Here is a 12,556-nt window from a genome sequence, read left to right on the forward strand (position 1 = left end):
CTGTGTGTGAGAGAAATCCGCTTTCGAGGAGTGGAGCAAGGGTAGTATCCAGCGCAGTTCCGGAACGGCCAGATTCGACTTCGAGTGTGTGTCGAGAGAACTCAGAAAGGAACCGTGTACAGCAACTCAGGACGTGAGCACGTCGATCATCGAATAATTCGTTGAGCGCAGTACGATGGGTGCGTGTCCAATACTCGTCGAGTTTGACGTATGTACGAACGATAGGGGAAAGCTCGTTCAAGGAACCATTAGCATGGACGATGCCAAGGTCGTTGAGCGCATGTTGGTCTTTGGTGTCCAGAGATTCGCCGAGGGGATGGAGAACAGTTTGAAGCGCATCGTGGTATCGTGAAGTGAGGAACTCCCCAGCGACAACGTGGGCGTTCACGATATTTCGAGTTGGGTGCATTGACTCGTGGTGATCGGGGTTTCGGTGGTCGACGTGGGTTCGTGGATAGCTCATAGAGCACCTCTTCCAACGTGGCGTTGAGCATTAACATACCGAGCAGTCAGGCTCGAGACTGCAGCTGGGCAGGTTTAACCAACACACCGCCGTCGATACGGCCGGGTGTTGGTTAACACGAAGTGCGCTCGATTCAGGAACTATTCTCGGAAACAGGATCCAAACGGAGACTACTCGGGACTGTACCGGGATTGGAGGGGATCACATCGAGTTTCCTGAAACGCGGAAGCGACACGCCGCGGCTTATCGGGAACGTAGACAACTAATCTAGTATGGGAGAACACTCAACGTCGAACCGATTGACGGTGGACCAGCCGACACGGGGCGCTGACCGCAATCGGTCCCTTGCTGACCAGGCCGATCCGACTACGGACGAGATGTTGTTGCCGTCACTCGGCGACGGCATCACGCTGCTCGACGTCGAGGGAGGCCGCGGCGTCCCAATCCTGCAGTCGCTCGTACTCGACCATCTCCTCCTGCACGACGGGCCCGCCTTCTGGGTCGACGCAAATGGTCACGCGACGACGACACTCGCCCAGATCGCGCCCAGTCAACGGTTGCTCAACCGAATTCACGTCGCCCGCGGATTCACCGCCTACCAGCACTACGGCGCCGTCTGTAATCTCCCGACGGCAGTGAACAAGTCGATCCAGATGTCCACCACTGACGCCGGGACGGCCGGTCGAGGGGAACCGAGTCGTGACGAGGACACGTCGCCCCACACGCCCGCCCTCATCGTCGCGCCGGCCGTCGACGTCCAGTACCGCGCCGACGATATCCTCGGCGAAACCCACGCGGGAACCCTTCAGGCTCGAACTCTCGCTCGGTTGGCAACCTACGCCGAGGGGTACGACATCCCGGTGCTCGTTACGCGAAACGAACGAAACGAATTCACCGAGTCAGTCGCGACGGTCGCCGACCACCACCTGGAGTGCGAGCAGACTCGGATGGGGCCACGGGTCGTCGGCAAAGACTTCGAGACGCTCGTCTATCCCGTCGACGACGGCGCGTACTACCAGACGACGTTCGCGTACTGGCGGCAGCTGCTCGCGGCACGCGCCACGCAGGTCGGCGTGGAACCGACAACGTCGACGCCGTCGACGCCGACTCCGGAGGGTGTCGGGACAGGCGTCACAGCTGACGGTGAGACGGTGGCGGCCACTACGGACCCCTTGCTCGATGCGTGGACCGCGACCGGGACAGGAGGCCGATAGCGATGGGGCGCACAAACCCGACGTACCGGGATGCGCTCCGGGCTATCGAAGAGCGCTGGGCAGAGTTCCGCCGGGCACTGCGGCGTCGCGACCAGCCACGATTTGACCAGCTGTTCGAGTACGCCCGCGAGCACGCCGACGCGAGCGGGCTGTTGAACCACCAAAATCCGCTGCTGCCGGCGCTGCTCAGCATCGATCTCGAACAGGAGGCCCGCCTCGACGACCACGAGGAACGCCTCGAGGAGCTCGAAGCCGCAGTCACAGCGAGCGATGATCAAGAGAGTGGCCCACCGGACGCGAACCCGTGACGATGCCGTTCAGTATCGACTTTCTGGACGACGGCCGCGTCCTGGAGTGGGAGGCAACCGCCGACGGCGCCGTCGCGACCGAGCGCCAAGACTACACCCCACGCTTCTACGTCGCCGCTCGCGACCCAGAGACCGACCTCGACCTCACAACGCTCCAGTCGGTGTACGACCAGCACCCGGACGTCGTCGCGACCGAGATGGTTGCGCGACGCCCCGGCTTTCGACGAGACGAGGAGGCCGTTCTCGCAGTCGACGTTGCCCACATCGATCGCGTCACTCCACTCGCCCGGCAAGCGCGCCAGCTGTCGGACTATCCAGTCGGGGATCTCGCCTGTTTCAACGTCGACTTCTCGCGAGAGTTCCGGTACTGTCTGGAGACCGACGCCGATCCGACGCCGGCGAGCGAGCTGTCGACGCTCCGGCTCAGCGTTCCGGTGACCGAAACGAGCAACGACATCTATGGGGAGCTGTCTGTCGCCGGCGATACTGTTACCGGCTCGCCGACGGATCTCCTGACCGCCGTCCAGGGGCGCTCGACGCACACGATCCGGACGTCCTGGTCTGCTCAACCAGCGAGATCGTCCCAACTCTGTACGAGATGGCGACGGCTGCCGGCGTCGACGGCTTCTCGCTGAGTCGGTGGCCGGACGTCGACTACCAGCAACTCGCGAGCCGGTCGACGTACTCGAGCTACGGCCGCGTCGGTCACTCACCGGCGCGGTACAACGTGCCCGGCCGGGCGATCATCGACGAATCGAACACGTTCTTCTACGGGGAGACGAACCTCGAGGGCGTCCTCGACCTCGTGTCGCGCTCGAACAAGCCCGTCCAGGAGCTCGCATGGGCGTCGATCGGGAACGTGCTCACGGCGATCCAGATCTGTGAAGCCCACGACCGCGGCGTCCTCGTGCCATGGAACTCCTGGCGCCACGAGTTCTACAAACCGATGGGGACGCTCCACGACGCCGACCGCGGCGGCTTCATCTTCGCGCCCGAGGTCGGGCTTCACGAGAACGTCCACGAACTCGACTTCTCCTCGTTGTACCCGAACATCATCTGTACCCGGAACGTCTCGCCGGACGTCATCCGGTGTGAGTGCCACAGCGACCGCGAGGACGTCCCCGGCCTCGGGTACTCGATCTGTGACGAGCGGGGTTACCTCGTCGACGTGCTACAGCCGATCATCGACGCGCGCGACGAGATCAAGGCGGCCATCCGTCGCGAGAAGGAACGGGACAACCCCGACGAGGACCGGCTGGCGGAACTCGAGGGACGGTCGGGAGCGCTGAAGTGGATCCTCGTCGCCTGCTTCGGCTATCAAGGGTTCAGCAACGCGAAATTCGGCCGAATCGAGTGCCACGAAGCAATCAACGCGTTCGCTCGCGAGATTCTGCTGACGGCGAAACAGCGGCTGGAAGCCGGCGGCTGGCGCGTCGTCCACGGCATCGTCGACTCCATCTGGGTGACGCCGGACCCTGACGTCGACGACGAGGACCGCGAGGACCTCGGGACGCTCGCGACGGAGATCACGGAACGCGTCGAGATTCGGCTCGAACACGAGGCCCACTACGACTGGGTGGCGTTCGTTCCGCAGCGCGAGAGCGACGCCGGCGCGCTGACGAAGTACTTCGGCAAGGTCGCCGGCGACGACGACTTCAAGGTCAGAGGCATCGAAGCCCGGCAGCGCTCAACCCCGCCGTTCATCGTGGACATCCAGCGGGACTGTCTCGACCAGCTCGATGCCACGCGGTCACCGGACGCGGTGCTCGGACGGCTCGAACGAGCAATCGACGAACTGCAGGCGGGCAACGTAGCAGTGGAGCGCCTCGTCGAGCGGAATCGTGTCTCCAAGCCCCTGGAAGGCTACTCACAGAATACCCAGAACGTGGCCGCCTTGAAACGGGCTCGCGAGCAGGAACTGGCAGTCCACCCGGGGCAGGATATCGAGTACGTGGTCGTCGACGACGAGAAATCCTCGCGAGACCGGGTCGCCCTCGCCCACGAGGAGATCGAGACCTACGACGCCTCGTACTACGAGACGCAGCTGATCAGAGCGGTCGAGAGCGTGCTTTCACCGCTCGGGTGGGCTCGTACAGACATTCGACGGAGACTCGCAGAGACACGAGAGGTGGAGCTGACGGAGTTCACAGCAGCCCGGAACGGATGAGTAGGCTCAGATGTCACTTGATGCGAGCAAAACCACAAGTGGGCGACGAGGTCGATCCCATTCACACTCTGGGGGGCCTTGGTCTATGTAACACCCCCCGGAGTGTGAATGGAGGGAATCAATCACACCGAGGGTGGACAACCTATTTGTGAATGGGGCGAATTGGTCCGCCCATGCCAAACAATGATTCCACGCAAACAACCGTCGACGAGATATTAAATATCGACGAGGGGGATAGCGAAGACGAATCGGATATTTTTGAGAAACCGTGGTTGCTCGAGATCGATAACGTTCCTGACGCCAATCGAATCGTCGGCCGAGACGACCATATCACGTTCTTGGCCAAGAATCTCCGGAAGATGCGGACAAACAGCGTCCCGGATAACGTTCTGGAGTGGGGAGAAACCGGGACGGGGAAGACACTAGTTGCAAGACACGTCTGCGAACGGCTCGAAGCAGCAACTGCAGGAACGGACTCCCCCATCGTTACTGCTTACATCAACCCAGACCCCATCTCTACGTATACCTCCACCTTCCGAAAGATCGCAGAGCAGGTAAACGCGAAAGCAGAGAACCCGCTTGATGTCCCCTATCAGGGCCTCTCAGCCGAGCACTATCGGGATCAGAAATTGTGGCCAGTTGTTCAGCGGGAGTTTTCTGGCGGTCTTGTCGTCATCATCGATGAAATCGACAAGCACGGAGAAGTCAACGAGGTCCTCTACACGCTATCACGGTCACAATCAAAAGACGACGTTGACTTCCCAGTCCTTACAATCGGGATTTCGAACGACATCGAATTCAAAGGAGAAATCGAGTCACGGGTTCAATCGACTCTCCAGCCAGAACACCGAACGTTCACGCCATACGAAGAAGACCAGCTCATTGCAATCCTCGAAAATCGACGGGACGCATTTTACGACGGTGTCCTGGATGACGAGGTGATTCCAACCACAGCTGAACTCGCAGCTGAAGAACACGGTGACGCTCGACGGGCAGTCCGATTGTTCCGAAATGCGGGCGAGATCGCTGACGAAGAAGGCGATGATATTGTGACCGCGAATCACGTTTTCGAAGCTGACGAACTCGTCGAAGTTGAGCTCTTTATGGAGATGGTGAAAGGGACTCCGTTGTCCGGGAAATTACTCTTGTTTGCTCTCACACGTCTTGACCGGAATAACCCGGAGAAAGAATGGTTCCGGACGTCAGAGATTCACGAGGTTTACCAAACAGTAGCACGGGACGTCGAAGTAGAACCCAAGGGGTACAATCGTGCGCTTGAGCTTCTGAACAAGCACGTGACGACAGGAGTTCTCGAATCGAAAAAGAAGGAAGGCGGAGATCAGGGAAGTTCAGGTCGTATTCGCTCCAAGGAGACGTGGAGAGTACACGAACTGGACTGATCAACTCAACGCCGGAACTCCAGACGTTGATGGGATGGTGACCCTCCCACCCCTCGGTGTGAATGGTCCCCTATAGGTCAGGGCAGTAGTAAAGACGGAGCAGGACTTGACCCGTAGAAGCTGTGTCGTCCGTCTGAGGTCCCATTACCGGCACGGAGAGCGGCTTACAAGTCCTGCCACCGTAGCTGACCCGGTCCGCTACTGCACCGCACCGCAGTTGTAGTTATCTTTATTATACTACAGTCTAAACAGTCCTCCGAGTAGACGTATTCTAAAAGGCAAGGCCTTGTGCCGAAGCCGACGCTTCGTCACTGAGGCGAAAACCTTCCCTACGGTGAGAGGACTTCTGCTGTTAAGGACTTCTTAATCGCGGTACCCTGGGTGGTGGACCATTCACACTGAGGGGTGTGGGGGTAAACGAGGCGTAATCTATCCGCGTGTTGCTCTGTCTTCTCTCGGCGTGAAGTCTCGTTAGAGAGTGGCGGTTGATAGCCCATTCACACCGAGGGGTGTCGGGTAAACCGATCCCATTCACACTCTGGGGGGTGTCATCTGCTACGCTACGAATCACGTTGAAACAAACATCAGGCTACAGTTCCATCTCGTCTACTCGTTGGGATTCACCGGCCCTTTGTACTTCGACGTCACCGAATCGCCTTCCCGCCACTGCCAGTAGTAGTAGCGGTTGTCGTTGATCTCCTTGATCGTGATCGTCGCCTTCGCCGGCACGTCGTCTGGGAGGTCATCGGGGCGCGCCTCGACGTCGGCGTCGTCCGCTTCCTCCTCGAGACGAGCTTCACGCTCCTTGTATTCGGCCAACGCCTCGGCGTAGCTGGCAACGTCTCGAAGATGCTCCGGTGTGGCTTCATTGAGCGTGTGGACGATCTCCGTCGGGAGGTTCGCCGGTGGGGTCGGGGGTTCGTAGGACATCGGCTACTCTCGTGTTAACCAACACGACCCACGAGTCCATAGTTTTGTTGGTTAAGACGATGGGGACGGTTCTCGCGATTGCTGGATGTAACACTACTCGAAACTTCTTTATATACAAGTTTCGTACTATGTTACACCGTGCTCCGGCGCATCGAACTCGAGGTCCTCGCCACGGTCGACCGCGGCGACACGATCTCCGAACTCGCGACGAAACTCGACCACAGCGAGAGCTACCTCTCTCGTGCCGTCGCCGACCTCGTCGAGAAGGGGCTCGTCTACACGGAACGCGACGGCCGCCGAAAACGAGTCGTCCCGTCGGATACTCGCGCCGTCGAACGGTACCAGGACCTCGTCCGCCAGCACTCCCATATCGACTTCCCCGATCTACTGACCGGGAAGGCACTCGAGGTGCTGTACTACCTCGACCAGCCGCGAACCGTCTCCGAGATCGCCGACCGGAGCGACAACTACCGCAATACGGTCAACCGGGTCCTCAAGCGGTTTCGCGACCGTGGGCTCGTCGGGACGGCCGACGGCCGCTACGAGTTCAACGCCGACTTCGACCGCCTCCACGAGTTCGCCCGTGAACTCACACACCATCTCCATCGCCATCGCCTCGAAGCCGTTGCCCCGAAGGGCACGATTCTCTGGGAGGACTACGACGAATTTCTCGCCCAGGCTGAGACGGAGATCGACGCCGAGGGATTCCACGAAACTGGCCTCGCTCGATTCGCGGCCTTTGACCTCCAGTTCCTGCTTACCGGCCACCGCTACTACGTCTACTCCGAGAACCTCGACGCAGTCTCGCCGGCGGAGCTCTGCTGTCACATGCTGCTGATCGACGACGGCAGCCGTCACCGCTCGTACTGTCTCCTCCTGCTCAGCCACGTCGACGTCGACGAGGCGGACCTCCGAGAGCAGGCGGCGAAGTATGGCCTCGAAGACGAAATCGACGCCTTGCTCCGCTACCTCGAGACGCACGACGAGGTCGACGACGACCGGCTCCCGGAGTGGGACGAGTTCCAAGAGCTGGCGGCTGACTACGAGGTGCCACTACCACAATGAGACCAACATTCGGACGCGAGTACATCGAGAACGAATTCCAGCGGATCGGGGATGGCCTATCTGAACCGCTCACGGTATTCCTGATCGGTGGTGGTGCGATGTCACTGCGCGACCTCAAGGGGGCGACGAAAGATATCGACCCAGCCGTCCCTGATGGCGACGCGTACGGTCAGCTGTGGGCCGTCCTGATGGATCTCGGGTATGCGGAGGTTCAATCCCTGGATCCAGATTACCGGGCGCTGGGGGCGACGAGCTGCGTCGAGAACGACGATGGGTGTCGCCTCGACATCTTCAACCAGCAAGTCGCGAACAAGCTCGTGCTCACCGACGGGATGCAAGAGCGCAGCGAGCCGTTCCTCGACACGGATCGACTGACGGTCCGGCTGGTCAGCAACGAGGATATCTTCCTGTTCAAGGCAATCGCAGGCCGCGACGACGACATCGAGGACATGAATATGCTCGTGCAGGCCGGCCTCGATTACGACGTCGTCCGGGTTGAACTCGAAGCCCAGATCGAACGCCTGGGGGACGATCAGTTCGCCACGTTCGCGAACGAGGCCTTGGTCGAACTCGAGGAGCGGTACGGAGTGACCACGCCGATCGAGGCCCGCGTCCAGGAACTCACGAACAGGTACTACCGGGGGCTCGAAGTCCTCCAGGCACTCGACAAGCCGATGACCGTCGACGAACTGGCCTCCGAACTGGAGCTGGATACCGACGAGGTTCACGACCGGATTGCGTATCTCTCAACGTTCGACCGGGTCCAACGAGATGGCGACACGGTCCGTCCTGTGGAGTAGCTCAATCGTCGCCCTACGGGGAAGGAAGGCGGCCGTCTGGTCGGGGCACGCGGCCCCGTTTGATCTCGTGATCGACGCGACGCAGGTGCTTGCAGCCCCCCTCGGGTGAGCGCTGCTGCCAGTCGGGACAGGTACACGATTTGTCGATGACGTCGACTTCGTACCGGTTCCCGGACGCGGACCGCACCTCGTAGCGGCCACCTTTCGAGAGGAGTGAGACGTCCATCGCTTCGGCGACAGCACGCTTCGTGCGGGGCTCGAGATCGTCCTGTGACTCTGCGTTCTCGTCGACGACCAGTCGGTCGCGAACGTCGCCCGTTCGACCCCCGTCCGGAGCGACGGCTTCCACAGGGCCACTGAGCCGCTCGTGGAGCAGTTCCTCCACCGGATGGCCTTCCGGCCACAGGTAGTGGACCTCGCGGCGCTCGCGATGGTCGTAGGAGCCACAGGCGGCTGCGCACCCAGTCCAGACGCGCCAGGCACCGAGCGCGGCCATCACGTCGACGATGTCGCGGGGAACCGTCTGGTGGTCGTCCGGGAAGAACACCCGGAAGCGGGTACACGCCACCTGCGGCGGGACGATCTCCCACCAGTCTTCGCTGGAGCCCCAGCTATTGTACATCGCCTCGTCGCTCCCGTAGCCGACGGTCACGCCGTCGATCGGCGTCCAGTCCGCCGGGAGGTGTTCCGCCTCGCCTTCGAGCACCCGGAGGACGGCGTATCGAAGGTACTCGTGGGCTTGGTTGTCTGTCGTTCGAGCGACCTGGTCATGCTGCTCGGCAGCGTGCTCAGCTTCCTCGAGGACCGTCGTGAGATAGGGTTCAGTCATCATTCGACGGAGGTAAGAACGCGCCTCCGGCCCTCGGCGGGCGCAGAAAAACTTCCAGAAACTGGAAGCCAATGATGACATAGAGAATTGATCTGGCTCACTTAGCCGTCTGGCTTGGTGCCTTTTGAGAACGAAATTTAATGTGCTACTAGTTACTACATAACACACAAGATGATTCGGGGACTTATCGCGTTTGTGGCATCGCTGTTTACTGAGGCTGTGAAGTTCGCAAAATGGCCATTTAACCCGACCAACGGAAGGGGACAGTACGTCACACCTTCAAACCGCCATTTCCTGACGGGGAAGGCGAATTTCTTGGTGACGGTTGCGTACCGACTGGGTCAAGCAGGGGTGAATTTTGGAAAGGCGCTGGTATTTGATGTGTTGGCTCCACTAGTTGATGCGATAATTAGGATGGCGAGCGACCTCTACCATTCAAATCCCAATTATACTCGAATGGCACTTCGCGGGGGTTTCTCTGCAGTTCAAACGACTTTCGCGATAGGAGCTGCTGGTTTGATGCTACTCGTAGGACTGTTCCGCAAGTGAAGCGCGAGGGTTACTCTTCGAGGACGTCGATGAGTTCCTCTGCCGTCCGACTGATCCGTCCGAGCCGCTCGCGAATGACCTCGGGATCGTCCGACTCCCACGCAGCGAGGTAGAACGCCGATCCGCTCGTGTCGAGCCCGCAGTACCGCCCGACGACGTACGCGACGGCTTCGGCCTCGACTTCGCGTTTCGACCGTTCGGTGTCGTCGTCGACGTCGAAGTGGAGCAGGGCGTGGGCGTACTCGTGAATCAGCGTCCGCGCGAGGTCGGCCTCATTCTCCCGATCGCGCACCTCGACGAGCGGCTGGACGTCGACGAGGCTCAGCTGTTCGCAGATGCCCTTCGCCTCGCCGTGGGTCCACTCCTCGGCTGGAACGATCCGCACCGTCACGCCGAGGTCGTCAGCGGCGACAGTCAACTGTTCGACGAGGTCGCCGGCGTCCCCGGTTGCTTCAGTGTCTAGGTCGGGAAGCGGCTCGCCTTCGGTCTGCGAGACGTCGAACACCGGCGCAGGCTTGAATCCGACCAGGCCATCGGACCACTCCTCGGGCGGCGTCTCATCGTAGTCACAGTCGCTGTCCTCATGGTAGCTCGGCGAATTCTCGCACTCCGGGCACTGCTTGGAGATGATCGGTGCCCAGATCCAGATGGCCGACTCACCCTCCTTGACGTGGCGGTCGAACTCCTCCTGCCACGTCCGGTAGCCCGCCACCCGGCTCGCCTCGGGACACTGCCGCTTGATGAGGAGCGTGTTCCGGTAGGAGTAGTCGTGGAAACGACTCTGGACATCGAGCCACTCTTGGAACTCTTCGCTGGCCTGCGCGTCGTCGACGCCGGCGACGAGGTCGTCGATCCACTGTTCGATGGTACTGTTCATCTCGTCTGATCGCGTGTCGGTCTGGTCGAAGGAGACCGACGAGTCACTAGTCGTAGCCATTGTGTTCACCGAATCAAGTTCACGGCGACTGCGTCTGTTCAGACCGCCCCGCACCCCTCAGGGGCGTTCAAAAACCGCTCTGTCGGTCAGCGGAGCTCGTGACGTTCGTCCGCAAAGCCAACCGAGACGAGGTACTCGAGGAACTCGTCGAACCGCTCGACGTCACCAGGCGTGTCGGTCGCAAGATGACGTGCCCACTCGATGGCCCACTGGAAGGCGGGATCCGTGCCGCCATTGCCGTGAATGTACCACCACCGGGCCGCTTTCAGCACGACCAGCGGATTCGTCGGCGGCTGCTCACCGGCGAGCCCACGGGTGATGGATTCGATTTCGTCAGGGACGTCGGCGGAATCGACCTCCGCTGATTGCGTGTTGTCGATATCGACCGGGATCTCGTCGATCGAGACGTTGTCGGGACTCTGTTGTTGACTCACTGGTAGTCACCTCTGAGAGCTTTCGAAGAAGCCCTCGCCCTCTCGGGGGCACGAAAAACAGGTCGCGAAATCACGCCGGCGGGAGGTAGACGCTCTGCTCGCCGGCGATCTCCTCCAAGTTGTTCCGGTGACGGTGGCTGAAGTAGCACTCGTAGCTGCAGTATCCACAGATTGCGCCGGTATCGTACTCGGCGACGTACGGGCCGCGGCGAGTTCGCCAGACGTTCGTCCCGCACTCGGTACAGGCGGCGTCCTCGAGATCGGCAGGACTCGGGCCCTCGTACTCCACGGCCACCCCCTCGTCCTGCGGTGTCGTTTCGGGCCAGATTCCTTGGGTCCTCCAAAACTCACGGACGCGGGCGAGGCTGTGGCGCACCGTCTTTCGGACGGTGACGTGGTCGGCGTCGCGACCGCTGTCGTCCCAGCCGTCGGCCGTCCAGAACTCACCGAACTGTGCGCCACGATGCAGCCCGTTCCAGTCGACGCCGACGATGTCGGCCGGTGGCTCGTCGGTGAGTGTCGGTCTGGTCAGCTGTCGAATGGCGTCGAGCTGCTTGGGTGGACTCCCGCCGAGGATGTGGACGCGCCGCCCTCTCCAATCGGCTGGGTCGGAGAACTCGTGGGCCAGGCGGTCGGCGTATCCCCGTGAATACCCGAGGACAAGGTTCTCGGGCATCGCGTCGATCACCGCCCGCGACTTCGGAACGACGATGAGCTCGGCCTCAGGATAGCTCGCTTGGATCTCACGAGCCGCAGCGACGTGGGCGTCGACGTCGTCGATTTCGTCAACGTCCCCGATGACCCCAACCTCTGGTTCGTACTCGAAGAAACGGTCGACAAACCGCTCCAGATCGGGATTTCGGAAATCGTTGTCGAGCATACCAACGGGAAGGCTGAGGTTCTGATACTGCGTCTCTTGGTACCCACAGTCCTCGCGAAACCCGGGAAGGAAGCCGAGTTCGACAGCGTCGACGACAAACGGTGCTCGATGCAGAAACGCCACGTAATCTGCCTGTCTGGCGGCGGCGATTTCGCGGGCGGTGCTGGCGCTGGAGCTCAGCTCGAGGGACATGATTAGGCTCGCGAGGCCGCTGCTGGCTGCCCCGCACCCTTTCAGGGGCCCGAAAAACCGAGGCACAGCGGGTTAACCAACAATAGGGAAACTCACGCGGATTGTGTTGGTTAAGATAGGGCTTACTCTTCGTTCTCACGCAGCTCTTCAGCCTTCCACTTGAGCCGGCGCAGAATCTGCGTCCGATTCTGGTGGGCGTTCTCGTAGGCAACACACTCTTGGAGGGTTTCCATATCCGGGATCGTCGCGATACCGGCCTTGATCAATCGGTAATTCGGTGCTTCAAGACGCTTCTCAGGTGGGAACTCGTCGTCGCTAATCGTGGACTGTTCCATCTCGGTAGACCTCCACCCCTCCAGGGCGAGAAAAACAGAACAGACGACTACGT

Annotated in this window: 12 protein-coding genes and 1 pseudogene; 7 read left to right on the forward strand and 6 right to left on the reverse strand. The window is 60.8% G+C overall.

Translation table 11 applies throughout. The features are described from left to right. Positions 1 to 735 precede the first annotated feature (735 nt). The 4 genes and pseudogenes from WDJ57_RS20865 (at position 736) to WDJ57_RS20880 (ending at position 5,552) form a co-directional block, all read left to right on the forward strand. The gene (locus WDJ57_RS20865; RefSeq protein WP_338906399.1) at positions 736 to 1,677 is read left to right on the forward strand and encodes a hypothetical protein; all 942 of its coding nucleotides are present in this window, start codon (positions 736 to 738) and stop codon (positions 1,675 to 1,677) included. Positions 1,678 to 1,679: 2 nt separating this feature from the next. Further along, a complete protein-coding gene (locus tag WDJ57_RS20870) occupies positions 1,680 to 1,985 on the forward strand; it encodes a hypothetical protein (protein WP_338906400.1) in 306 nt (101 codons plus the stop codon). A gap of 2 nt (positions 1,986 to 1,987) precedes the next feature. Then, positions 1,988 to 4,152 (forward strand): annotated as a pseudogene (locus tag WDJ57_RS20875) (type B DNA-directed DNA polymerase). Positions 4,153 to 4,325: 173 nt separating this feature from the next. Further along, complete coding sequence (locus tag WDJ57_RS20880) at positions 4,326 to 5,552, forward strand: orc1/cdc6 family replication initiation protein (protein ID WP_338906401.1); 1,227 nt, start codon at positions 4,326 to 4,328, stop codon at positions 5,550 to 5,552. A 606-nt stretch (positions 5,553 to 6,158) separates the two neighbouring features. On the opposite strand, the gene WDJ57_RS20885 is transcribed toward WDJ57_RS20880, so the two are convergent. Continuing rightward, a complete protein-coding gene (locus tag WDJ57_RS20885; protein ID WP_338906402.1) occupies positions 6,159 to 6,482 on the reverse strand; it encodes a hypothetical protein in 324 nt (107 codons plus the stop codon). Between the two features lie 138 nt (positions 6,483 to 6,620). Between WDJ57_RS20885 and WDJ57_RS20890 the strand changes: the two genes are divergently transcribed. Together WDJ57_RS20890 and WDJ57_RS20895 are read left to right on the forward strand one after the other, a co-directional pair. Then, positions 6,621 to 7,547, forward strand: a complete 927-nt coding sequence (locus WDJ57_RS20890) for a MarR family transcriptional regulator (RefSeq protein ID WP_338906404.1) — start codon at positions 6,621 to 6,623, stop codon at positions 7,545 to 7,547. Beyond that, on the forward strand, positions 7,544 to 8,347 hold the full coding sequence (locus tag WDJ57_RS20895; protein ID WP_338906406.1) for a DUF6036 family nucleotidyltransferase: 804 nt from the start codon (positions 7,544 to 7,546) through the stop codon (positions 8,345 to 8,347). Before WDJ57_RS20890 ends, WDJ57_RS20895 begins: the two co-directional genes overlap by 4 nt. Before the next feature lie 13 nt (positions 8,348 to 8,360). Here WDJ57_RS20895 and WDJ57_RS20900 read toward each other — a convergent pair whose 3' ends face one another. Next, positions 8,361 to 9,176, reverse strand: coding sequence for a hypothetical protein (locus WDJ57_RS20900; RefSeq protein WP_338906473.1), 816 nt, complete (start codon positions 9,174 to 9,176; stop codon positions 8,361 to 8,363). A gap of 195 nt (positions 9,177 to 9,371) precedes the next feature. On the opposite strand from WDJ57_RS20900, the gene WDJ57_RS20905 reads away from it, so the two are divergent. Next, a complete protein-coding gene (locus tag WDJ57_RS20905) occupies positions 9,372 to 9,725 on the forward strand; it encodes a hypothetical protein (RefSeq protein ID WP_220581131.1) in 354 nt (117 codons plus the stop codon). Between the two features lie 10 nt (positions 9,726 to 9,735). Here the strand turns inward: WDJ57_RS20905 and WDJ57_RS20910 are convergent, their stop codons facing one another. The 4 genes from WDJ57_RS20910 to WDJ57_RS20925 form a co-directional block, all read right to left on the reverse strand. Beyond that, a complete protein-coding gene (locus WDJ57_RS20910; RefSeq protein WP_338906408.1) occupies positions 9,736 to 10,662 on the reverse strand; it encodes an ArdC-like ssDNA-binding domain-containing protein in 927 nt (308 codons plus the stop codon). A gap of 86 nt (positions 10,663 to 10,748) precedes the next feature. Continuing rightward, positions 10,749 to 11,096 (reverse strand): hypothetical protein, encoded by a 348-nt coding sequence (locus WDJ57_RS20915; protein WP_338906409.1) that lies wholly within the window; start codon positions 11,094 to 11,096, stop codon positions 10,749 to 10,751. Positions 11,097 to 11,166: 70 nt separating this feature from the next. Next, positions 11,167 to 12,168 carry a DUF6610 family protein gene (locus WDJ57_RS20920; RefSeq protein WP_338906410.1) on the reverse strand — a complete coding sequence of 334 codons (1,002 nt, stop codon included), beginning with the start codon at positions 12,166 to 12,168 and terminating at the stop codon, positions 11,167 to 11,169. A gap of 122 nt (positions 12,169 to 12,290) precedes the next feature. Continuing rightward, entirely contained in the window at positions 12,291 to 12,503 is a 213-nt protein-coding gene (locus WDJ57_RS20925; RefSeq protein ID WP_338906412.1) for a hypothetical protein, read from the reverse strand. Positions 12,504 to 12,556: the final 53 nt, after the last annotated feature.

The organism is Salinibaculum sp. SYNS191, assembly GCF_037338445.1.
In the GTDB taxonomy this organism is placed as follows: Archaea; Halobacteriota; Halobacteria; order Halobacteriales; family Haloarculaceae; genus Salinibaculum; species Salinibaculum marinum.